Raw genomic sequence first — 23,673 nt, forward strand, 5'->3', positions numbered from 1 at the left:
TGCCTGAAAAATACCCTGAAGGATCAATCTGGATGTGAAAACTGAAAGATTCCCAAAAAAAGCCAGCAAAACACTAGACAAACAGATATATTTTCATGCATACTATATGTGTGTATAGCTTAGGGGGTTTGTCGTAACAAGTTATATACATTGTAATACATTTCGCAACGTTCTTGATTACTGAGGACAGCTCGCAACCACCAGAAACGAATAGGGAGGGAAGCTATGAACAGAGCCAACGAGCATGGAAGCGAAGTGGCACGCCTGCTCAATCAGATTAGCGCGGAGTATGAAGCAGCCCAACGGGGTCTTTCAGGCCTCGCCTACGGAATGTCGCAGCACGAGTTTATCACAGCGCGCATGGAGAACATGGGGCAACTTCATAATCAGCTGCGATCTATCGTAGGTGATGATGCCATCGCACTCGTCGCTGAGGCGCTGAACACTCTTCCATAATATTTTCTGCGATCCCTTCAGATTCGCTACAAAAACGCCGTTCTCGAATCTTTCGATCTGAGAGCGGCGTTTTTGCGTACTGTCAGGAGGTGGAGTGTTTGTTTGTTATATGGCCATGGCCTCGAGCGGCTGCGCCTGCATGTCAAAGTAGCGCAGGGAAGCGCTCCTGGATTGTTGCCAGACGCCTGTTACCACAAATTCAGTCTCTTCGCTGGTGAATGTATTTGAATCGAGGATACAGCGTTTCTCGTCAAAGAAACATTCTAGCCACCTGTTACGATCTTCTTCAGCGAGCAGCGGGCCCCCCTCTGATACGAACCACTCGGCGATGCCCTGGAGGTAGAAGCGGAAATCTGGTGAAAGTGGGAAGCGGCGCACAATGCGATAGCGTCTCTCCTGCACATTTTCATAGCCGGCGGCCCGCAGGTAGCCTGCGAGCTTTGAACCAACCCAGCTATCCTCGAAGGTATAGCCCTGTGCTACGCGCAACTGCTCCCACCGCTCGCGCGCTCGCAAGACGCGAGCCTGCAAGCCTGCATCGATATTAGAGAAGCGCATCGTGCCGAAATCGATATCCTTGACGGCAAGCCGGCCACCGGGAGCAAGGCAGCGCCCCATGGCAGCAAACGTTGAAACGGGATCGGGCAGGTACTGGCTGACATTGGCGCTGAATATCAACTGCAAACTTCCAGGCTCAAGCGGCAATTGCTCCAACGTACCTCGCTTGAGGCGTAATTGCGAGGCGTACCATTTATCCTGGCTGCGGCGATGAGCAGTGACCAGAGCCTCGATGGAAATATCGACGCCGGTAATGAGACCCTCGGGGCCGACAGCCTGTGCCAGCATCGGTGTCCAGAGGCCAGGCCCACAACCGGCATCTACCACATGGCTACCCCGTTCGATATGCAGGTCGCGAACCATACGCGTACGTTCGGGCGCTTTGCTACGATGATGAATCTCGAGCCACTCAATAGAGTTGAGAGGCAAACCACACTCATTCTCGTAGATGAGTTTGTTTACTGCCATTCTACTCCCTCGTCCTTCGTGCTTAGGTAGCAACAAAGGTATTTTTTAGTATGTTGGTAGTATAACATATGCATACATCAAGTACAACATGTGCGCACAAATGTGGTACTTTCTTCATGACAATGTATAGTAATATGTGAGAAATTGTAATAGCGAGCGCAGGGATAACAGCATCCCGATCGCATTTGCAATTGGCTTGCATCCGCTTGCCTGAATCGATATACTCTATGCAAACAAAATGTGAGATACTGTCCCAGGGGCGAGAATGCCTCTGTATAAGGGAGCTTTAAGCCAATGCAATCTTTTAATCAGCAGCCCGAAGAAGAATATAAGCAGGAAACAGGAGAGGAATTGAAAAGCAATGATGAGATGGAATCCCCTCCCCTTTACGAATTTCAAGCGGATGCCGCCTCATATGAACCATTAGAAGTCCCTTACTCTTCCCTGGAGACACAGGCTCCGACAGGTGAGCCGGAGAAACAACAGCATTCCGAGGAGGATATTCGGAACGGCCTGGTCTATCCGCCGCCGCCTTCTTACTATCAAAACATGCAAATTCCCCTGGACAGGCCTCCTTTGCCTCAAGCGCCTTTCGTCAATGGTCCCGCGCCGTTCGTGCCTGGCAGCTATGGCCCTCAACAATTTGGACCGCCCATCGCTATGCCGGTGCAGGGTACGCAGGTAACGCAAGCGCCACCATTCCCTGGCATGCTACCTCCAGCGCAGCCTCCCGTAAAGCAGTCGCGCAAGTGGCTCTGGATTCTGCTCTCGATATTCGCCGTTGTTTTTCTCGTTTCGTGCGGACTCTGTAGCTGGGCTTTTTATAACCTCTTCAACACTACCTTCCAGCAGGTATCGGGGGCTATGAATGTCGCGCAAGACTATTACAAAGATCTACAAAATCAGGATTACGTCGACGCCTATAATTACTTGCAGGTTAACAACCTGACGCTGGCCGATTTTACACAACAGGCGCAGGCCAGTGATACACAGAATGGTGCGATCCAGTCCTTCACCGTCGAGCAGCCGTCTTTTGCCAATAATCCCAGCACCGGGCCGGACCTCTCGCAATGGAGAGCAACTGTCGATGTGACGCGCGCGCATGCTTCCTACCCGGTCTTGCTCACAATTCAGCAATTCGGCAACGCGTGGAAGATCACCTACTTCGATAAGATTTAGTTGCCATCCCTCTGACATAAAAAAGCAAGACGACCACGATGTTGTGAGCCTCGCGGTCGTCTTGCCAACGATCATAAACTCTGCTGTAAATCAGAGATCAAATTATTTTATATTAGGATAGAGATAATGGCATATCATTCAAGCAGGAAAAAGTGGGCGCATCATCCTGCTGCACGGCGGCTTATCCTATGGCAACAGGCGTCTGCAGTGAATGCATAGGAGTCTCACGGCCAACGCAGGCCCGCAGGTCTTCGCGGTAGAAGCGCCAGGTGCTGCCTACTTTATGGCCAGTAAGTTGTCCGGACCACATCAGACGATAGAGAGTAGAGCGGCTCACGCGGAGGTAGCTCATCGCCTCTTTGAACGTTAGAAGAACATCATCCTGGATCATTTGCGTAACCATGTGTTGTGTTTCCCCCTCTGATGCAAGATCAGAAAACCAGACTAGAGCGTACTGAAAAAAAAGGGATGAATAATTGTATCGACTGATACAAATGTTTGTCTCATCGCATATTATAGTAACCAATGCTGACACGCTTTTGTGTTGAGGATTAGTTATGATCTGGTTAAATTTAGCTCTTCCTCGGTTAGGTATTCATCACTAGTGATCAATACAGCAGAAATAGCCCATATGATGAAAAATGATCAGAAAAATGATCCGTGGTGATCTTCTTTGATTTCTTTCCTACCATCCATTGGTAAGCAGCGTCTCCAGCGCCCTGGTTTCGCACGACACGGGGAAAATCGTCATGCCGGTAACTTCTCGTAGCCGCTCGATGGCGTGCATGTTGGAGGGGTGGGCCATAGCCACGGTCAGGCGGTTGTGATCGCGGCCAACGGGGGCGCAGCGAAGTTCTAGCGCGAGCTCATAGGGGATCAGCTGTTTCAGGCGTTGCGGCAGGCGGCTCGGCAACTGCATGAATGGGATGCCGTTCGCGCGCGCATGGTTTGCCGGAGTATGTTCGTCATCCTCAAACTGGCGGTTGTATGGCAGTTCCTCTACGACGCCGGACGGTTTAACACCGCGCAATTGCGCCGTTACGGAGGGCCGCAACCTCAACCGGCGAGCAATCAGATCAGCATGATAAAGGAACTCTTCTAATGAAGCTCCTGGCTTAGGATATGATCCCATGCCCATCAGAATATCGGTCTCGCGTTTCAACTGCGGAATAAAGGTTTCCGGCTGCAGGAGATTGATGCTGTGATAGATGCGCTCTAGAATCGAGTGCGCGCCTTCCGCGTCCACATCGGGGAAAATGATAGCGATGCCGGTGCCATCGTGGATCAGCACCTGGTCGCTATAGCGGATACAGCGGCGGACGTTCAGTAATACCTGCTCAAGAAAGCTGGCGGGCGCGTGGAAGCGATGCCGCCTGTGCAACACAGCTGATTTTGGGGCAATATGCAGGTGTTCGAGCTGCGCGATATGCAGCAGGAACAGGCTGAGGGGAGCAATGCGCGGGAAAAAATCTTGCAGTGCAGAACGAATACCGGCATTTAATTCCGCGGTGACCGGAACGACCTGCAAACTCTCTTCCAGGTCTTCTTGCTCGCTCCAGGCTACCGGATGCAACGCAGAGAGAGGCATGCAGCTGCAACGCTCAGCCGCGGGCGTATCGATATAGATGAGCGACCGGGTAGATACCCCGGTTTCTTCCTGTCTCATAGGTTATTGCCACACCCCTGAAATGTCTTGAGTTAGAGATTGTGGGCAGTATAGCGCATGATAGCCGGGGTAATGATGTAGAGTGCGTTGCGTTATGGTTAAGAATAGACAGAAGCGGTTAAGAAGAGAGGAGAAACAAAATAGGCAGGTACAGGGCTAGAGCGTGGCCTTGTGCGATTGGCGTGATAAGAGGCCACGCCCTGGTCCTGTAAGAAATAGGCCCGTTTTTGGTATATAAGTCGCAATAATCACTATCGAGGCATGACCCCGGGCAGCTTACGACTCGATAGTAATGGGTGCCGTAAAAGTATAGCCAACGCCTGGCACCGTCATGATATATTGCGGATTGTTCGGATCAGGCTCAACTTTCTGACGGAGATGGCGGATATGGGTCTTCACCAGGCCGGAGTCGCCGGCCTCATCGTAGCCCCAGACACGCTCGATAATCATATCGGTCGTCAAGACCTGTCCTGTATGGGTAATCAGCAGGTGAAGCAGGCGGCTCTCGGTGGGAGTCAATCTCACTTTGACGCCGTCGCGCGTCACCTCGTGACGCATTGCATCCAATGTAACCGGTCCAACGGTGATCGCCGATGAACCCGAAGAGCCTTTCGCGCTCGAAGAACGCCGCATAACGGCCTTGATGCGAGCAAGTAATTGCCGTGGACTGAACGGTTTGCGCAGATAATCGTCGGCCCCCATCTCCAACCCACGTATCTCATCATCTTCACGATCATGCGCGGTAAGAATTAAGACCATCGAATTGGTTTCGCTGCGCATCTGGCGACAGACCTCGAAGCCATCCAGCTTGGGCATCTGTACATCAAGAATGACAAGGTCTGGCAATGTCTCACGCCAGCGTTTGATGGCCTGTTCGCCATCAAACGCCCGAACGACATCGTATCCATGACCCTTGAGCCAATAGCTCAGCATATCAACCATGTCGCGGTCGTCATCCGCCACCATGATTTTCACTCGAAATCCTCCTACAGACCTGTATACAATTCCAGTAGTCCAGGGTACATACCTACCTTTTCTAAAAGACAGGCCCTATATTGATAAAGTTGCTCTCACTGCTACTAACGCGATGCATACAGGGCAGTAACATCATGGTACAATTTGGTCTATGAACAGTCATGCGGTCATAGATGGAAGCATCTCTTGACGTTGCCAAACTGAACAACATACACTACTGACTATAAACGTACTATCGGCCATATCTCGTCCATACAATAGGGATGAGTACTAATAGATAAGGAGCATTTCGTGATACCACGTGAGGAACTCTTAGCCCTGGCTCGCGAGACAGCCCGGCGCGCCCATTGCCGCTACTCGCATTTTCGTGTCGGCGCCGCCATAGTCGCGGGTGGAAAGACATACGTAGGCGTCAACGTCGAAATTTCCAGCTACGGCCTGACCCTCTGCGCCGAACGCGCGGCCCTGGCGGCAGCTATCACAGACGGGGCCGGTCCAATTACCCAGGTGGCAGTTGCCTGCATCGACGCCCCGCAAGAGGCTCCCTTGAATGAGCGCACACCCTGCGGCGCCTGTCGCCAGTGGCTGGCCGACCTCGCTCCCAACGCCGTCATCTATATTGATGGGTCAGCACAGGATTTCACGGTCAGAGATCTGATGCCTTATGCCTTTGGGCTACCAGAATAAGCGGAAAGTTAAAAGAGCTCTTTCTCCTTCTCTTCCTACGGCAAAAGCGCGAAAGTAGTGACATAATGCCCTGTTAGCCGAAAAGCTGGCAGGGCATTTATTTTGCCTCGCTAACCCCTTGACAAATTATCCCTCGCTTGTGTACGCTATGATTCCCAGAATATTTTTCCCGGGCAATGAAGCGCCTGATAGTGCAAAGATGCAGCATATTCACATAAAGGAGCCTTTGTGCTTGCCCTGGCTGCCACAACCTACCAAATCGTCTTGAACGAACGCGTCAAACTGATATCCGCCTCGTATTGCGCCTGTTTCCATTCCAGACACCCTGATCTTCGTCCCGTATCTGCCGTGATGTAGCGTAACCAATCCTTTTAAGTCCTGTATCACCACCATCAACGTACATCCTTGAAAAGGAGCACAAGGTATGCCGACACCGACACGTTTTACAATCGGCATTGAGGAAGAGTTTCAAATTGTAGATCAGCGCACGGGCCAGTTATCCCCTCAAATCTATACTATCCTCAACAAAGGTACTCCCATGTTAGGGGAGAAAATCAAACCAGAAATGCTGCAATCGACGATTGAAGTGACCTCCGATGTCTTACCTGATATCGCTACCGCTCGTACCGCAATGCAACAATTGCGCGCGCAGGTGGCGCAACTGGCACACGAGGAAGGGCTCGCGCTTGTCAGCGCCGGAACCCATCCTTCCGCTTTATGGGTCAATGAAAAGCGCTCGCTTTCTGAGCGTTACGAGGAGATAGAGGAGGAGTACCAGGATGTAGCGCGAGCGGTTTCTATCTTTGGCCTGCATGTGCATATCGGCATCGATGATGCCGACATGGCCATATCGCTCGTAAATCAACTACGCACCTGGATGCCACATTTGCTGGCCCTTTCGGCTAACTCGCCTTTCTGGTGCGGGCGCTTCACGGGCATCAAATCATATCGCTCAGTAGTATGGAAGTCTTTCCCGCGCAGTGGCATCTCTGACACGTTCTCTTCATGGAGCGACTTCGACCGTTACGTGCAACACCTGGTCAGGATGGGAAGTATAGACAATGGCAAGAAAATCTGGTGGGATGTTCGCCCCCATGTTTTCTTCAACACGATTGAGTTCCGCGTATGCGATATGCCGGCCACGTTTGAAGATATGATCGCGCTCGTCGCTCTTTGCCAGGCGCTGGTTGCCCGCCTCAGCTGGCTTTACAGGCATAATATGGCGACGCATGTGCTGCCGCGCCATTTCATTGAGGAGAACAAGTGGCGCGCCATGCGTTACGGGCTGGATGCCGGGGTGATTGATTTTGTACAGGGACGCCGCCTGAATATGCGCGAGGCCATCTCCGAATTGCTGGATTTCGTTGGCGAGGTCGCAGGTGACCTGGGCAGCAACCGCGAGATGGAATACCTGCGCAACCTGCTCGCGGACCCCCGCGGTACCGGTGCCGAGCGCCAGATCGAGGTCTACCAGCAAACGGGCAGCCTCTCAGCCGTAATCGAACTCTTGATGCGCCAGACAATGGAGGGAATCATGGAGGCGGATAACATCATGCGGTGAAAGCCCACAAGTCCCATAGAATTGCCCATCATGATACAACATGATATAATCCCATCGGCATATATCCTCGTTTGACAAGAGTGCCAGGGTGAAATCGACGTGCATATGGGCAGAAAAGTTATCGTGCTGATTCTCGCAATGATTGTCTTGATCGGGCTTTCCGCGGCATATATTGTGGGAGGTATACAGGCGTATTCCCGCTATCTGGTGGATAACCAGGAACATTGCGGAGGGCAGGCGCCTGTGCATATCTGCGTGCAGGCGCCCTCGTCCATATTCAGCGCTTTTTACCCATCTTATGTTTCTAGCAATGTTCCTCTCATCAGTGTCAAGTATAGCAGCGGTAGCCCGATCACTTTGATCATAAGCGCCAGCATACTTAACTTTAGCCAGCAAGAGACTGCTACTGTTAATGCCAGCGCCAACTCACAAACGGTGAGCTTCATCCCCCCATTGCTCAATAGCAACGTGCTGCGCCAGCTCACCAACAATATGAACACGTCGCTTCAGGTACGTGTCATGGATACGCACAATACGCTCTATTATGTCGATGATAGCCCGCTGCTGCTCCATTCGCGCTGGTTGATGGAGTGGGTAGCGGCGAACCGCCTGAAGATCGCGGCGTGGGTAACGCCGGATGACCCGGCCGTAGCCCAACTGGTGAAAAAGGCCATCTCTCATTTACAGGCACAGCCTCCTCCGGCTCCTACGACTATGGCCGGGTACGATTCCGCCGGTACCAGGGCGATTAAAGACCAGGTAGACGCAATCTTCGATGCCATGCGGCTCGATTACCACATTCGTTATGTGCAGGCAAGCGTTCCCTATGGCGGCCCGGGCGATACGAATGTAGCGCTGCAAGATATTCACTTGCCGTTCGAGGTTTTGCAGCAGCGGAGTGGCATGTGCGTTGAACTGACCGCGCTGCTGGCGTCCGCGGTCGAACACATCGGCCTGCATGCCGAGATTGTCGTTGTCCCCGGCCATGCATTCCTGGGGGTTGCCGTCAAATCCGATGATTCGCAATTTGAATACTGGGATGCTGTGGAAGTGAATAATAATGTCGCGGGCGATTCTGCCAATATTTTCGCGGATCACGAGTATAAGCAGCAGCACATCATCGATACTATTTTGATCAGCGATGCGCGCGATCAGGGCATCGGCCCGATGATTTAAATGAAATAATATAACGAAAGAGGATTGCAGCTACGAGCGGTATAGATTTTCCGACATGGTTTAGTTATGGCTGTTACGGTGGATTGGCGTTGTGCATGTTCGCCATCGCCATAAATGCCCTCTATACGACGGTGCGCAAGCGCGGCACCACGCGGCAACTCGCGGGTGCTATCGTCGCCTGCGTGCTTTCTGCTTTGTTGCTCATTCCCGCGATTGTCTGGTTTAATACGCGCTTTGACTCCGAGCAAGGTGCGCTTGCTGTGACGGAAATTAGCGGAGCGCTGGTATATACTACGGTGTGGGGCTGGCTGGTACCGCTGAGCTCCACGATTGCCTATTGCCTTTTTGCGCTGCCGCGCGATTCCTATACAGCGGCACGCATTCCCAGCCAGCAGAAACGCACCACACGCGCCAATACGACCGCCGGCGCGGTCGTGCCGCCTAAACGCCAGCCCGGCATGCCCGTGCCTTTTGTCTATGGCGAGGGTACGCCGTGGGGATGGCTTGAGCATCGCGCAGGACGCTTCCAGGGCCAGAAACTGGCATTGACACGCGCTATTGTCTCCATGGGGCGCGAAGTGGATAACGATATCTGGATTGACGATGATACGGCCTCGCGCTACCATGCTGAATTAGCCTGGAGCGAAGGTCAGGCCTATCTTACCGACAACAACAGCCTGAATGGTGTGCTCCTCAATGGCAGGCGCATTCGCGGCACGCTGATCGTGAAGAGCGGAGATATGCTGGAGATCGGCTCGTACCGCTTCCTGTTCGAGCTTGCCGAACCTCCCGGCACGCTGGCCGAGCAAGATGATCCGCTGCTGTATCATATCCCGCACTCCTCCTTTGACCCGGAGAATAATTTCGAGGAGCAGCGCGAGTCACCTGCGCGTCCAGGTAGAGCTTTGGAGCCGCCGAAAAGCGCCGGCGAGTTTGCTCCCCCTATAAAACCGTTAGAGCAAGAAACGCGGCAGGAGATGGGGCAGGAAAGCTTTGAAGCCCTGCAAGAGACGCTGGCCCTTGAGCCGCCACCAGCAGGTTCATCCGATCAGCCACGGGCCGGCAGCCGGGATAGTTTGCTCGTGATTTGTAATGGCGAATTGGAGGGCAAGAGCTTTCTGCTGGATCGTCCGGTGATAACGATTGGACGTGGCTCCGAAAGCGATATCATTATTCATGATGCCTCCATATCGCGCCGGCACGCGCAATTTTTACAGCAGGCCGATGGCGACTACGTGCAGGACCTGGCCAGCCGTAACGGCACGAAGGTGAATGGCGAACTGCTCTATGCTCCACGCAAGTTAGAAAAGGGGGATCGCATCTGCCTGGGAACGATCTGCCTGGAGTATACTTTTGTGCCGGAAGCGCACACGACGCCGCTGCCTCCCTTGCCTGCGCCTCCTCTTTCTCGCCCGATAAGCGGCCCTACGCCTTTGCGATTACCCAGCAAACCCAAATGATGCGAGCAATTCATTCAACCCGAATTGACCTTATAGCTTGCCTGGCCAGAATCTGCCTGCCGTGGCCGGGATAGAGGTAGTGAACTTTCAGGTCGCGTAATACCTGCAAGGTTTGTTCCTGTTGCCAGCGATTGCGGCCCGCGCGTAGCAGCATTGAAGCGCGCTCCTGAGGATTGAAACCTGCCCCGCTTCGTTCTGTAGCAATGATGGTATCCCCGCTCAGAAGCTCATAGCTGAAAGGATTGTACAGGCACAGGCTCTCGGGTGTCAAACCTGGACTGGCGATGACGCGCCAATCAAGATGATTGGGCAGGCCGGCGACATCTTCCAACCAGATATCAACCAGCTGAACCTGCCGCGCGTAAGACGCGGTGGATAGCTCAAGGGCATGGGTCATTGAAACGCGCTCTGCTTCATTGAGGGCATGAGGCGGGTAAATAAACGTTCTATTGCTCTCTTGCCACGGTTCTACCAGCTTGCGAGCCAGGATGGAAGCTGCTACGGGCGCGGAGCAGGCCTGGCGTAAGGATGTGATACCGCCTGTATGGTCAGGATGGAGAGAGGTAAGGACGATGAGGTCGATATCGGTGGCGGCGCGATGTAAGAAGTGTTGGAGATAGTCCAGTAGCAGGCGCGCGTTCAACACTGAACAGGGGTCAACCACTACGATACGCTCATCATGAATAAGATAGGTATTCACCATTGAAAAGCGATCAGTGATGGTATGCACCCTGCGTGGTTGCTGGGCAATGGGTGGAAATTGTTGTTTATCCTCTATGGCTGTTTCCAAGGCGATGCTCCTGGAATATCCCAAAAATCCTCTATCTTTTTTGACAGGTATATGTTACAATGGATACGTGGTTCAGTACAAGGTAAGTAGTCTCCCGGCCCCGGTTTCGCTCCGCCACCCGGTTTCTAGGAATTGGCTGCCGAGTAACCACCTTGAGATATTTCTTCTGTAGCGGCTATACAAAGCATATCTCCTGCGCGTTTTCCATTTTTTCTGCATTGTCTTTGGTGGAGCGAACAAATATCTAAAGAAGGGGAAAGTTTACCCATGATGTCCAATGAAGGATACGAGGATCGTATCCTCACCTGCCGCGACTGCGGCGAGGATTTCGCCTTTACTGCTGGCGAACAGGAATTTTACGCCAGCAAGGGCCTTACCAATGCCCCCGCTCGTTGTCCCTCCTGTCGTGCCGCCAGGCGTAATGGTCAGTCTGCGATGCCGCGTTCTTCTTCGCGCAGCAGCGAACACTATGAGACAACCTGCGCCACCTGCGGGCGACCAACGTCTGTGCCATTCGTCCCACGCGAAGATCGTCCCGTCTATTGTAGTGATTGCTTCCAGGCGCAACGCGCCTCCCGCGGCTCTTACCGCGATGACTCACGCAGTTATAGCGGTAGTGGCAGTAGTTACGGCGGTGGTCGTGGCCGTGATCGACGTGACCGCCGCGATAATCGCTGGTAGGGATGCCTGGCAACCCCATCAATAGGGCGACCGCAAGGATGCGCGCCTACCCTGGACGGGACCATCCGTTCGTCCAGGGTAGGCGCGCATCCTTGCGGTCGCCCTATTTTTCCCTTTTCGCTCAACCCCCCAGTTATGTTATACTACCAACAGATTAATTTTTCGGGCGATTGCGATGGTTGCCCCTATCTCGCGAACCATCGGCCTACCTACCGGTCTCATTAATAGTAGGGTCGCCTGGCTTTCCTGGAGGTTCAGATCGGATGTCACATATGTATTCAGAGCAATGGCCTTCCTATGTCTATGTGGTGCCTCAAGTCTACACACGAGCAAAGGTACGCTTGATCGGCCTCGGCAACTATGCTCCCGCGGGTATTATCACCAACGATTTTTTTGCCTACATCTCCACTCGCCTGGGCGATCCTCGCAGCGCTGAAGACCTGGAACGTGTTACGGGACTGAGCACGCGGCATGTGCGCTCCAGCACGCTTGAACTCTGTCGCCGCATGGCGGGCAAAGATGCTCCCGGCCTGATTGATGGCCCCGACCCGGCCAAAGATGAATCGCTGGTGGATATGGCGTTGATCGCGGCACAAAGGGCGCTCGCCAGCGCGGGACGCGATGCCTCGGAGATCGATACGGTGATCGGCGCGTCCTCTTCGGACAACGATGCGTTTCCGACCATAGCCAGCCTGGTACAGATGCGCCTGGGACTGGGGCCTATTCGCTCGACGATGCTGAAGGGGGCCTGTGCCTGCCAGACGGAGGCGTTCCAGATGTGCGCGGAGGTGCTGGCGGCGAGTTCGGCCCGGCTGGTGCTGATGGTAACGGCGGAGGGATTGCTGCCCAATATCATGCACGTGCTGGACTGGAAGACAAGCTCGCTGTTCGGTGAGGGCGCGTCAGCGTTTCTGCTGGAGCGCGGGGACGAGGATACCTATGTGATTAACGGTTCGGACGCGAAGCAAGGCCCGTCGCTGTATTATCAAACGCCGCTGCGCAAGGATGTGATCGAGATGGCCGAGGTGGATTTGAAGATACAGCAACTGTATGAGGCGGGCAATGGCAAGGAACTGAACAAGGTGCTGTCGCAATACCTGGTCGGCTATACGAAAATGAATGGGAAAGAGGTATACCGCGAGGCGCCGCGCGCGATGGCGGAGTGCGTAGACGCGCTCTGCCGCCATGCCGGACTGGATTATGAGGAACTGGCGCATATTGTGCCGCACCAGGCGAATTCGCGCATCACGCGGCGCATGGGGGAACTCTTGATTAATGACTACGGCTGGCCCCCTTCGACGATGGAGAAACTGGTCGACAATTTCCGCTACTACGGCAACCTGTCAAACGCGAGCATTGCGACGGCCCTGGTGGAGCTGCTGCGGCAAGGACGGCTGCACGAGGGGGACTGGATGGCGCTTCCTGCCGTTGGCGGCGGCATGAACTATGGCTGCTGGCTGCTGCGCTACCACGATCTGGAAAACCCCGACGCGGTATTGAATCCATAATCTTTTCATTCCGTTCGTAGGGCGACTATCGGATCGAGGCGCGCCGCGCGCCTGGCGGGATAGTAGCCGAAGATGATGCCGACAATGGCAGCGAAGCCGAAGGCCAGCAACACTGCTAATGGCGATAGCACGAATGAGTTTTGCGTGAAGATGGCGTAGGCCAGCGCTCCACCGATACCCAGTGCTATGCCCACGATTCCTCCCAGCGCGCTGAGCATGATGGCTTCGATCAGAAACTGCGTCAGGACATCGCGGGGGCGGGCGCCGATTGCCATACGGATGCCAATCTCACGCGTGCGTTCGGTGACCGAGACAAGCATGATGTTCATGATGCCGATTCCGCCCACGATAAGGGAGATCGAGGCCACGCCCACCAGCAAAACGGTGAGCGTCTGACTTGTTCCCTCCACGGTAGAGAGTATCGCAGACTGGTTCTGGATGGTAAAGTCGTCGTTCTGCGGGTTAGTGATGTGGTGGCGCTGCTCCAAAAGCTGTTCTACGGCAGCCTGTACATTGTTGACCTGCGCTGTGCCGGTAGCCGTGACATCGATGGAATTGACGTACTGGATATGTGAAAGACGCTGCTGGGCCGTGCTTAAGGGGACGTAGGCGACATCATCGGCATTGCCGAAGCCACCTGCCGCTCCTTTCGAGGCGAGCACGCCGACGACCGTAAACGGCACGTTGCCAATACGAATTTGCTGTCCCAGCGGGTCGACGCCCAGCGGCGTAAAGAGGTTTGTGACGGCGGTTTGACCAATCACGGCGACGGCAGCGGCATTCTGCTCATCGGCGGAGGTGAAGAAATTGCCCTCCTGCACCTGCCAGCTGCCAATCTGCTGGTAGTCGGGATAGACGCCTTGCACAGCTGTTGCCCAGTTCTGGTCGCGGAAGACGACCTGCCCATTGACATTAATGACGGGGCTGACGGCTGCAACATTGGGCACCTGAGAGGCGATGGCATCGGCGTCAGCCTGGGTCAGCGTCTGCAAAGTGCCCCCGCCCTGGCGCACACCGCCGCTGCTGGCACTGCCGGGCCGGATGATGATCTCCGTTGGATTGAGGCCGGAGAGGCGCTGGTTTATAGACGCTGCGCTGGCTTCGCCGATAGAGATCATGACGATGACGGCGCCTACGCCGATAATAATACCCAGCGATGTGAGCAGAGAACGCGTCTTGTTTGAACGCAGAGATTGCAAGGCGCTGATGCAACTCTGATAGATGCCGGATAATCCGCGCAGGCGCCGGTTGCGCCTGCGCGCGGCAGGCTTTTTGGGTGGCGCAGGAGAAGGATCAGCTACGGCTGGTACAGCGATACGAGATTCTGGCATCTTCAGAGCCTCCTTTCACTTGCCTGTTGCGAAAGTAGTTCCTGCGCTTTGAGGGGGGTAACATTGACCGTATCTTCGATCACCTTTCCATCGCGGAAGTGAATCTGCCGCCGGCAATAACTGGCGATGGTGGGATCGTGGGTGACGAGGACAATGGTAATACCCCGTTCATTGAGCTTTTGCAGGATCATCATTACTTCGAGACCTGTACGGCTATCGAGGTTGCCGGTGGGTTCGTCGGCCAGGATAATGGAGGGCCGCGTAACCAGCGCGCGGGCGATGGCCACGCGCTGCTGCTGCCCACCGGAAAGTTCCGCCGGGCGATGATTGGCTCTCGCGCTCAGGCCTACGACCGCCAATGCCTGCCGCGCCCGTTCGCGACGCTCCAGCGCCGGCGCCCCGCTGTAGACGAGCGGGAGTTCGACGTTGGCAAGGGCTGTCATGCGCGGCAAGAGGTTGAAGCCCTGAAAGATGAAGCCGATTTTTTGATTGCGAATGGCCGCTAATTCGTTCACGCTCATCTGGCTGGCGGGCACGCCATCCAGGATGTAGGTACCGGCAGTGGGGCGATCCAGGCACCCCAGCAGGTTCATTAAGGTTGACTTGCCGGAGCCTGAGGGACCCATGACGGCGACAAACTCGCCGCGAGCTATGTCTATATCGACGTTACGCAGGGCGGGTACGACGTTCTTCCCCAGGTAATAATTCTTGCTGAGCTTGCGCACCTGGATGATGAGCGGCCTTGCGGCAGTGGGATGTCGCGGCGCGGGCACTCCGGTCACACGCGCGTTCCTACCATTCTCCGCGAATTGCTGCAATTCCACCGGGCTTACCCTCCATTTCCAGTTCCGCCGCCACCTGCGCCTCCGCGACCACCACCTCCACCAAATCCCCCGCCACCAAATCCGCCGAAGCCTCCACTTCTGATTCCACCGCTTGTTCCGCTACTCGTCGTGGTAGTGCCACCCGTTTGACTGATGACGACCTTGTCGCCAGGATTGAGGCCGGAGAGAATTTCGGTATATTGCCCGTTGCTGAGGCCGGTAGTTACGAGTACGGGAACTAATTTGCCGTTCTTCAACTCTACGACGATACCGCGACTGCCCCCTGCACTGGCGGAGCCAGAAGAGGAAGCGCCCGCGACCAGGGCACGAATTTGAGCGGCGGTAAGTTCGCCGTTTTGTATGGCGGTGGTTGAGAAGGAAAGAGCTGCCGCCGGCACGAGCAGCGTTCCGATGCGCTCAGCGGTGGTAATATCGACGGTTGCGGTCATACCAGGGTAGATATGAGCGTTATTGAGGCTCTGATTATCAACTGCGAGCGTGACCGGGTAGGTGACGACGCTGGAAGTCGTCTGCCCTTGAATGTCGATGCTGGCGACACTGGCGCGAAAGGTCTGTGATGGATAAGCCGCGACGGTAAAGACGGCCGGCTGGCCAACCTGCACGCCTGCGATATCGGCCTCGTTAACCTGCACGGTGATACTGAGACTGCTCATATCCAGCAAGACGATGAAGGCCGATGAACTGCTGGAACTGCTGGAACTACCCGATCCGCCACTGCCCGCCTGTTCGCCGACCATGCCGTTGATGGCGGCAATGATACCGGCATGGGGAGCGGTGAGCGTGGCGGCCTGCAAGTTATCCTGCGCTGTTTTCAATGCTGCCTCGGCGTTGCTCACCTGGTTCTCTGCCGAAGTGACCTGGTTGGCCGCGGAAGATTCGGCGGCATAAGCTGAATACCTGGCCTGCTGGTATTGATCCTCCGCCAGCTGCTGGCAATTGGCAGGAGGGTTTTTCTCTGTCGTGCAGGTATTGAGAGCGTTCTGCTCATTGTCGTAGGCGATGGCAAGGGCTATTGATTGCTGGGCATCGGTATTGCCCTCACTTGTCTCCGCCGAACTCAGCGACGCCTCCGCTGCATTGAGAGAAGCCTGGGCCTGGCTGACGGCATCCTGCAACGAAGTGCTGCTGAGTTGCGCAAGTTTTTGCCCCTGTTTCACCTGCTCGCCGACATGGACATAGATGGCCTGTATCTGGCCGGATGCCGTGAAATTCATATTATAGATGGCGCTGGGCTGCACCTGGCCGGCGCCCGAGACGGTCTGGGCGATATTGCCGATAGTCGCTGCGGCCTGTGTGTACTGCACTGCCGGAGGGCGAGTAAATTGCAGATAGGCAAATACGCCGCTCCCTGCCAGCAAGATAATCAGGATGATGACCAGTGGTATGAGCCAGACCCGTCGACGGCGCGTTGCGGGGCCGGGCTTGAGCGGAATCTCGAAATCTTCGGTATCATCATCGATAAGCGGCGCGAAATTTATAGGTATTTCGGATGTATTCACCTCGGTATCGACTGTTTTTGGTTCTAGTGTAGACATGTCCTCGGTATCGGGCATATTCATTCCCTCCTCATAAAACGGTTCCGGCAACGATGGGGGTGATCCCTGCGATAAATCTGGTTCCTACCCCGGCGCATAGAACGTTTACAAATTGCCCGCTACTGTGTTTGCGTCGAAGCGGGCAATTTCAACAGAATAGTCACGGTACGCGCCGCAATCTCGCCATTGCTGCCCGGCGAGCCGCTTACCGTAACCGCCGCGCCGGTTTTTAAGGCCGCCGGAGTGACAGTGGTCGTCTCCAGGACCTGCGTCTGGGGAGTGATTGTGACGCTGAAGGTGCCCCCGGATGTGTCGGTGATGACCAGGGTAGAAGACGTTACCTGGCTGACGGTGCCGATCAGCCCACGAAAGTTTGTTGTCGCGGTTCCGGTTCCCGGGCCAGGAGTTCCGGTCTGCCCGCGGCTGAAGCAAGGATTATTGGCTCGCCCGGCCCCAGGAGTGCCCCTGGCCCCAGGAAACCTGCCATTACCAAAACCACCAGCGCCGCCGATGCCGGTACCACTAGTTACGGTTATTCTTGTAGCAGTGTAGGTACTGCCAGAGCTGGCAACGGCAACGGTTACGAACGTGCCTTCCTTCAGGGAGGTAACCGGGACAGTATCTTCACGCGTGAAACGCGTTGTAGTTGAGTAGGTGACGGTTACATTGCCGCTCCTCGTCGTGGCGACGACAAACGACGAGCCTTGAATGCTGCTGATCGTGCCGGTTGCCGTCTTAAAGTTGCCACGAGCTTGCGCGCAGGCTGTAGCAGTAGCAGCTGCGGATGTAGTGGAAGTATTGGAGGAGCCGGTGCTAGAAGACGAGTTACTGCCACAACCGGCGAGCAGGAATAGCGCCAGGGGTAGAAATACGCAGCCGACCAGCATTTTTCCAGGTGAGATTCTCCCCCATATTCGCGGTACATTCATAGAGCACGATCCTTTCTCGCATCATCTGTTCGTTTGCCAGGAACCCCAGACGAGGACAGGCACAAGGCGCTGTCCCTACCGGTATGCGCAAGCATTATTTCCTGGCAGCACTTGCCGGCTATAGTGTAGCAAAGCCCATATAAAGCCAGTGTTAAGTGCCGGAGCGCTTTTAAGACGATGTAGAAGTAATCAGATTCTGGGCGAGTGGCAGCAGGATGGTAAAGGTGCTGCCAACATCGGGAGTGCTTTCTACCTGGATACGGCCGCCATGATGCTGCACAATGGCCGAGACAATCGAGAGACCAAGGCCAGCTCCCCCTTTGTGACGAGAACGCGAGGAATCGGCGCGGTAAAAGCGGTCGAAAATGCGGGACTGCTTGTCGAAAGGAATGCCGATGCCTGTATCGGCGACGACGACGACGGCCCAACGATCCTTACGGTTGAAAGAGATGGTGACCTTGCCACCGGGACGGTTGTAATAAATCGCATTCTCGATCAGATTGCTGAAGGCGCGTGCCAGCAGCGGGCCATTGCCGCGCACGACGCCCTCGCCATCACTCTCAAGTTGTAGCTCTATCTGCCGCATGCTGGCGATGTACTCCAGGTCGCAGACGACCTCTTCCAACAATGAGGCCAATGTTATTAGCTCGCCGGTAGATTGTTGTTCCGCGGTTGCCAGGATGAGCAGATCGGCGACGAGGCATTCGAGACGGGTTAATGCGCGTTCCTGCGTCGCGATCATGGCGCGGAAATCTTCCAGGTTGGCCTGGGGATCGCCGGCGACCACTTCGAGGTTGGTGCGCAGGGAGGCAAGGGGAGTACGCAGTTCGTGGGCGACATCGGCGACAAAACGCTTCTGTAGCTCAAACGTGCTTTGCAAGCGTGCTAACATGGCATCAAAGGTGTCGGCCAACTCCTTGACCTCGTCGGATGGGCCATCCAGCGCCAGGCGGGTATTGAGCGTGTTTGCCTCAATGCGCCTGGCGGCGGCGCTAACTTTTCTCACCGGGCGCAAAGCCATGCCCGCGAGCCAGTAGGCGCCAATACCTCCTAGCACAGTGATGGCAGCCAGGCCGATCAGGGAGATGTTGCGCAATTCAAGCAAGAGGGCAAATTCGAGTGGATTGGCTGCTCTCCGGTAGATGTCACCGGCAGCAGGCCTGGTGAAAGAACCCGCGGGTAGCGGGCCGCTTTGCTGCGTCCTGGTAGGCGTAAGGATATGGTAGCGAATAATATTGGGGAAGCGCTCGAGGGCCGTGGTGTTTATGAAGAGCAGCAGGGCAAAGCTGAGAACGAATACCAGCGTGGCAGAGCCAAGCGCCAGTCGTATTCGTAAAGGAAGGCGTCGCTTTTTCCACAGGCGGAAAGGGTTGAGCTGCCGCATTCTCATAATGATGCCTCCACGAGTTGCTGCGTACCGGGGGAAGCAGGCGAGCCAACGCGATAGCCCTGACCGACAATGGTTTCGATGTAACGCGGGGTTTCGGCGATATCTTCGAGCTTGCGGCGCAACGAATTGATATGGACGCGCACGGTATTTGTAAGCGGGTTGGCCTGCATATCCCAGACATGCTCCAACAACATCTCCTGGCTGACGATTTCACCCTGGTGGCGCAGCAGGTATTCAAGAATGCCGAACTCCTTGGAGGTCAGTTCCAATCGCCGATTGCCCTGCCAGACGACGCGCGTTGTAGGGTCCAGCTTCAGGTCTTGATATTGCAACAAAGGAGAGCGCACACGCCTATCGCGGCGCAGCAAGGCGCGCACGCGCGCGGTGAGTTCGCCGAAATGGAAAGGCTTGACGAGGTAATCGTCGGCGCCGAGATCGAGGCCGGTGATACGTTCATCGGGTTGATCGCGGGCGGTGAGGATAAGAATGAGCAGGGAAGACCTGGCGGCCCGCAGGCAGCGGCAGACTTCGAGGCCATCCATTTCGGGCAGGTTGAGGTCGAGAATAGCGAGATCGTAGTCGTTGACCATGGCAAACTCAAGCCCCTGCATACCATCGAAGGCCAGGTCTACGGCGTACCCCTGCTGGCGCAGACCTCTAGCCAATGCATGGGCCAGGTCGGCTTCATCGTCAACGACTAGCAATCTCATAGATTCCCTCGCTTTTTGATCTCGGCCAAAGTATAGCAAGCGGTTTTCAGGAAATTTACAGGGATTTGTAAAAAGATTGTAAAGTGAGGGACAAAGGGCCGATCATGCATTTTACCAAAGCATTCCAGCAAGGGATAAAGGGCCGATCATGCATTTTACCAAAGTATTCCAACAAGGGATAAAGGGCCGATTGATCGGCCCGGTGTTGGTAATTTATTTCTTTTTGAGGATGGGGAGGGCGAAAACCCTGTCGGCGACCAGCGCGCCATTGAAATTATAAGGCTTGAGGCCCTTGATGGCGCTGGTGTCGATGCTGATCTGGATGGTTGGGATATAGCCGCCCTGCTTCTGCACGAGCAACTGGTATGGAGACTGACCAGGAGTATGCTTGACGACATGCGGAACATACCACGAGAGGGTGATGTACGAGATGCAGTTTTTGGGCGTGACGGTTAAACCACCCCACATGGCCCTTCCAGGCATATCGCTGGTAAGCTCCGTAGGAGCGCCAACGCCGTCGATAGGCCAGCTGGTGAAGCCCTTGCCGGGAACATAGGCGTTCTGACCAAGCGCGTAATCGCCATCGGGACAATAACGCTCGTTGCCGGGAAACATGGTGAGATACTGCTGGCAACCAGGCGGCACTCCACCATTGCCGTTGCCATTACCTTTTCCGGTACCGCCGTTGCCACCACCGGGCGTCCCACCAGTACCACCACCAGGAGTGCCGCCCGTACCTCCGGGAGAGCCGGGTCCGCAGAGTGGTTTGCCGGTATCAAAGCCGTCGCCATACAGCAACTGCGCGTCTTGCGGCGCGTAGACGCGGATATAGTCGGCATACGTATCGTAGCCGTAGACGGGACCGGTTTGCTGGTAGTTGAGGGTGATGGTAAGAGTATGCGTCGCTCCACCCTGCGCGTCGAGTACGACGTTGTCTTGCTCGGTGGTATGGACGTACTGGCTGGCCTTGCTGATGCTGATATTTGCCTGCACGACCATGAAGCCATCCTGCCGGGTAAAGGTAGACATGCCGCCGGCATAGCCATGGGCGACAAGCCATGCCTCGGCCTGCGGATCTGAGAAGTAGATTTCGAGGTCGTGGGATTGAATGTCCTTCACGGCCTTCTGCATAACGGTCATGAGTTGTTTGATGGAGAGGTGGCGCACTTTGTCGAGCAGGATTTTGCCGAGCAGGGATGTGAAGGCCTTGCGGGTAGCGGCATTGTTGGTGCCGGTTTTCTCTCGCTGCAACTGGATGGCCTGCTGGTTTTGCTGGTAATAGTGCAGCTTGTCCTCGAGATTCTGGGCGGTAATCGTCTCATGGTATTCCGGGACCTGGATAGGGCCGGTCACCTCGAGCACATGCGAGATGAGAGTGGGCGTGAACGAGATATCGCCATCTACGGGGCCACCGCCTTCCTCCTGGAAAACCTGCATGGCCAGTTTCGCGGAGGTGGGATAGTCGCCGGAGAGATTGGCATCGCGCAGGCCCCAGTTGCCGAAGTTCATCCAGCTGCGATATTGCGGTGGGGCGGGTCTACCCAGTTCGGTGCCGTTGCCCGCGTAGTCGAGTTCGGTGACATCTTGCAGCGTGAAAGGCGCCATGCGGCCATTGGAGATGGTGAGGATGCCATATTGGCCGGTAAAGCCTCCGCTGGGGCGCAGTTCGGCGTTATCCATGGTCTGGACCAGGAAGCGGCGTGGATGGCCTATGCCGAGCAGCCATGAGACGATGCCCGTAACTCCCTGCGCCTGGGTAATGAGGCTTTGCGCCTTCGGCATCAGGGCAAGGACAGAAGTAAGCTCTGTTTTCTGCTTATCGCTGATGGGCAGGTCCTGTATGGAGACCTGGCTCATTTGAGTCTGTATGTCATTGATGTAATACTGGGCATGCACAAGAGCGCCCTCGGCATCAGAGACATCGGCTGCTGTGATGAGCGGTGCATTGGAACCACTTGAGAGCGGCGAGCCGTGCAGGATATTGGCTCCGAGCAGGGCCACGCCCAGCAACTCGTTGCCCATATGAGAGACATCGAGACCGACCTGCACGAGATGACGAGCCATGCCGAGCTGGTTACTGTATTGAGGCGCAACGTCATCGACGAGAGAGGCGATATCGGAACGATTGACCAGTTGCTGCAATTCAAGAAAGTCGCTCCCGGCCTGTGTGAGATCTTTCTGGGCCTGGTGCAATTTAGCGGCATTGAGCGCGGCTGTGGGATCGCTTTTTGAGATGGGAAGAAGGTCCTTGACGGCAAGAAGGTTGTTCACGCCATCCAGAGCAACACCGCGAATATGCGCGTAGGTACTGTACGCGGCAAGTCCTGTGCCCACGGGTATCAAGAGAACCATCAGCATGGCAGCCGCGACGGCCCCACTGAGGATGGCGGCTTGCCGTCGTCGCACGCGCTGGAGTCGTTCGCTGCGCATCCTTCGTTTGCGTATCCTGCGATCCTTATGGACCATGCGAACAGGGGCGCGATAGAGCGAGGTTGGGCGATAGGGTTGAAGCGCCATCCGCTCTGGAAAGTGAAGGGATGGGGCTTCCCCACTCCCGTCGGCCATGCTGGGATCACTTACGCTTGCAGGTGCCGGTTCGGCCTGGGCGGAGCAAGCTCCCCCTTCCCCCTCCACCACAGCCCCGGTCCCTACTTCCTGCTCCTCTTCGCCAGGTAAATCATCGATGGATGTCGCATCCGTTTCGTTCGCTTGCTTGCCAGTATCCAGGCATCGCCGGTCTATTTTGTCCGTCTCATCCGGATCGACTTCAGTGGGGAGAGGGATAGAGCATGGTGCAGAAGTTAGCCGGTCTATTTTGTCCGTCTCATCCGGATCGATCTCAACCGGGGTATCATTCGCGTCGATTACGGCAGGCTCAGCATGTAATGCGGCTCCGGCAGCTATTTTTCCGGTTACAGGCTCTTCCCCGGTTATTCTTTCCTCTTGTTGTTCTTGCAATTGAGCAGGAGGAATGGGTGTGACTGGCAATGCTGTAGCTGTTTGAGTTTTTTTGATCGCTCCGCGCTCGGCAGTATCTTCTTCATCGCCATCGTGTTCATTGTTGGGGGTAGCGGCGCCATTACCGGAAACAGGCGCGGGTGTGTGGTCAATAACGGTGATGCCGGGAACGAGGGCGCGATACCCCCATGGCGTTCCATCCTCATGCCGCATCAGGCACTTTTTAATCAGTCTCTTGAGGGTTCTGGGCGAAAGGTGATACTGGTAGGCTATTTCATTGAGAGGCTGCTGCGATGTCAGGTAGGCATGTACAGCGGCTTTGCGTTTCGCGAAGTATTTTCTTTCGCGCGCGCTGAGTTCAGCAATATTTACCTCTGCCCACGAGGTAATATCGGGCCTGTCCCTGTCTACTGTAGGGAAATCTACCAGGGGTACAGAAGACACGGCTCACCTCCGTTAACAAAAACATTCCGGTTGTGCGAACAGCAGGACGATCACAAGGATACGCCCCCACACGAAGTACAGAGGCGACCTCACAGCTTCCCACAGGTACGCCGCTGCTCTACCAACAGTGGATTCTGAGCTGCGCTCAGAATCCACTGACCATCTCAAAGATACACCCTACCCTGGTGGATGAAATACGAGGGCGATCACAGTGCTTCCCTGCCCTGTACAAAACACCAGAGCCATGACGAGGACACATAACGCAGGGTAACGAATTGCTCTCTGTCCTATAATACAAGACGCAGCAAACAGCGAAAGTGTTGCAAATTTTTCGATATAGTGCCCATTTCTACCCGGCAGGCCTGC

General features: G+C 55.3%; 20 protein-coding genes. 8 read left to right on the forward strand and 12 right to left on the reverse strand.

Annotated elements, in window-relative coordinates; genetic code table 11:
• Positions 1-225 precede the first annotated feature (225 nt).
• The gene (locus VFA09_05645) at positions 226-456 is read left to right on the forward strand and encodes a hypothetical protein (protein ID HZU66740.1); all 231 of its coding nucleotides are present in this window, start codon (positions 226-228) and stop codon (positions 454-456) included.
• Between the two features lie 105 nt (positions 457-561).
• Here VFA09_05645 and VFA09_05650 read toward each other — a convergent pair whose 3' ends face one another.
• Complete coding sequence (locus VFA09_05650; GenBank protein ID HZU66741.1) at positions 562-1,482, reverse strand: methyltransferase domain-containing protein; 921 nt, start codon at positions 1,480-1,482, stop codon at positions 562-564.
• A gap of 294 nt (positions 1,483-1,776) precedes the next feature.
• Here VFA09_05650 and VFA09_05655 point away from each other — a divergent pair, with 294 nt between their 5' ends.
• Entirely contained in the window at positions 1,777-2,661 is an 885-nt protein-coding gene (locus VFA09_05655; GenBank protein ID HZU66742.1) for a hypothetical protein, read from the forward strand.
• Between the two features lie 181 nt (positions 2,662-2,842).
• On the opposite strand, the gene VFA09_05660 is transcribed toward VFA09_05655, so the two are convergent.
• From VFA09_05660 to VFA09_05670, 3 genes are all read right to left on the reverse strand, one after another.
• Positions 2,843-3,064, reverse strand: a complete 222-nt coding sequence (locus VFA09_05660) for a helix-turn-helix domain-containing protein (GenBank protein HZU66743.1) — start codon at positions 3,062-3,064, stop codon at positions 2,843-2,845.
• A 282-nt stretch (positions 3,065-3,346) separates the two neighbouring features.
• Positions 3,347-4,327, reverse strand: a complete 981-nt coding sequence (locus tag VFA09_05665) for a diguanylate cyclase (GenBank protein HZU66744.1) — start codon at positions 4,325-4,327, stop codon at positions 3,347-3,349.
• A gap of 276 nt (positions 4,328-4,603) precedes the next feature.
• A complete protein-coding gene (locus tag VFA09_05670; GenBank protein ID HZU66745.1) occupies positions 4,604-5,293 on the reverse strand; it encodes a response regulator transcription factor in 690 nt (229 codons plus the stop codon).
• Between the two features lie 300 nt (positions 5,294-5,593).
• Between VFA09_05670 and VFA09_05675 the strand changes: the two genes are divergently transcribed.
• The 4 genes from VFA09_05675 (at position 5,594) to VFA09_05690 (ending at position 10,186) form a co-directional block, all read left to right on the forward strand.
• Positions 5,594-5,989, forward strand: coding sequence for a cytidine deaminase (locus VFA09_05675; protein HZU66746.1), 396 nt, complete (start codon positions 5,594-5,596; stop codon positions 5,987-5,989).
• Positions 5,990-6,413: 424 nt separating this feature from the next.
• The gene (locus VFA09_05680) at positions 6,414-7,550 is read left to right on the forward strand and encodes a carboxylate-amine ligase (protein HZU66747.1); all 1,137 of its coding nucleotides are present in this window, start codon (positions 6,414-6,416) and stop codon (positions 7,548-7,550) included.
• 105 nt (positions 7,551-7,655) lie between these two features.
• Positions 7,656-8,726 carry a hypothetical protein gene (locus VFA09_05685; protein HZU66748.1) on the forward strand — a complete coding sequence of 357 codons (1,071 nt, stop codon included), beginning with the start codon at positions 7,656-7,658 and terminating at the stop codon, positions 8,724-8,726.
• A gap of 95 nt (positions 8,727-8,821) precedes the next feature.
• A complete protein-coding gene (locus tag VFA09_05690; protein ID HZU66749.1) occupies positions 8,822-10,186 on the forward strand; it encodes an FHA domain-containing protein in 1,365 nt (454 codons plus the stop codon).
• Between the two features lie 10 nt (positions 10,187-10,196).
• Here the strand turns inward: VFA09_05690 and VFA09_05695 are convergent, their stop codons facing one another.
• A complete protein-coding gene (locus VFA09_05695; GenBank protein ID HZU66750.1) occupies positions 10,197-10,976 on the reverse strand; it encodes an MBL fold metallo-hydrolase in 780 nt (259 codons plus the stop codon).
• Between the two features lie 267 nt (positions 10,977-11,243).
• On the opposite strand from VFA09_05695, the gene VFA09_05700 reads away from it, so the two are divergent.
• On the forward strand, positions 11,244-11,657 hold the full coding sequence (locus tag VFA09_05700; GenBank protein HZU66751.1) for a zinc-ribbon domain containing protein: 414 nt from the start codon (positions 11,244-11,246) through the stop codon (positions 11,655-11,657).
• A 263-nt stretch (positions 11,658-11,920) separates the two neighbouring features.
• Complete coding sequence (locus tag VFA09_05705) at positions 11,921-13,165, forward strand: 3-oxoacyl-[acyl-carrier-protein] synthase III C-terminal domain-containing protein (protein HZU66752.1); 1,245 nt, start codon at positions 11,921-11,923, stop codon at positions 13,163-13,165.
• 5 nt (positions 13,166-13,170) lie between these two features.
• Here the strand turns inward: VFA09_05705 and VFA09_05710 are convergent, their stop codons facing one another.
• From VFA09_05710 to VFA09_05740, 7 genes are all read right to left on the reverse strand, one after another.
• Positions 13,171-14,496, reverse strand: a complete 1,326-nt coding sequence (locus VFA09_05710) for an ABC transporter permease (protein ID HZU66753.1) — start codon at positions 14,494-14,496, stop codon at positions 13,171-13,173.
• A 2-nt stretch (positions 14,497-14,498) separates the two neighbouring features.
• On the reverse strand, positions 14,499-15,320 hold the full coding sequence (locus VFA09_05715; protein ID HZU66754.1) for an ABC transporter ATP-binding protein: 822 nt from the start codon (positions 15,318-15,320) through the stop codon (positions 14,499-14,501).
• 5 nt (positions 15,321-15,325) lie between these two features.
• Entirely contained in the window at positions 15,326-16,894 is a 1,569-nt protein-coding gene (locus VFA09_05720) for an efflux RND transporter periplasmic adaptor subunit (protein HZU66755.1), read from the reverse strand.
• 101 nt (positions 16,895-16,995) lie between these two features.
• Positions 16,996-17,805: a DUF5666 domain-containing protein gene (locus VFA09_05725; GenBank protein ID HZU66756.1), complete on the reverse strand. Its 810-nt coding sequence runs from the start codon at positions 17,803-17,805 to the stop codon at positions 16,996-16,998.
• 169 nt (positions 17,806-17,974) lie between these two features.
• Positions 17,975-19,195, reverse strand: a complete 1,221-nt coding sequence (locus tag VFA09_05730; protein ID HZU66757.1) for an ATP-binding protein — start codon at positions 19,193-19,195, stop codon at positions 17,975-17,977.
• Positions 19,192-19,905, reverse strand: a complete 714-nt coding sequence (locus tag VFA09_05735; protein ID HZU66758.1) for a response regulator transcription factor — start codon at positions 19,903-19,905, stop codon at positions 19,192-19,194. The genes VFA09_05730 and VFA09_05735 overlap by 4 nt, the downstream gene beginning before the upstream one ends.
• Before the next feature lie 213 nt (positions 19,906-20,118).
• Positions 20,119-23,307: a DUF4012 domain-containing protein gene (locus VFA09_05740; GenBank protein HZU66759.1), complete on the reverse strand. Its 3,189-nt coding sequence runs from the start codon at positions 23,305-23,307 to the stop codon at positions 20,119-20,121.
• Positions 23,308-23,673: the final 366 nt, after the last annotated feature.

The organism is Ktedonobacteraceae bacterium (assembly GCA_035653615.1).
GTDB lineage: Bacteria > Chloroflexota > Ktedonobacteria > Ktedonobacterales > Ktedonobacteraceae > DASRBN01.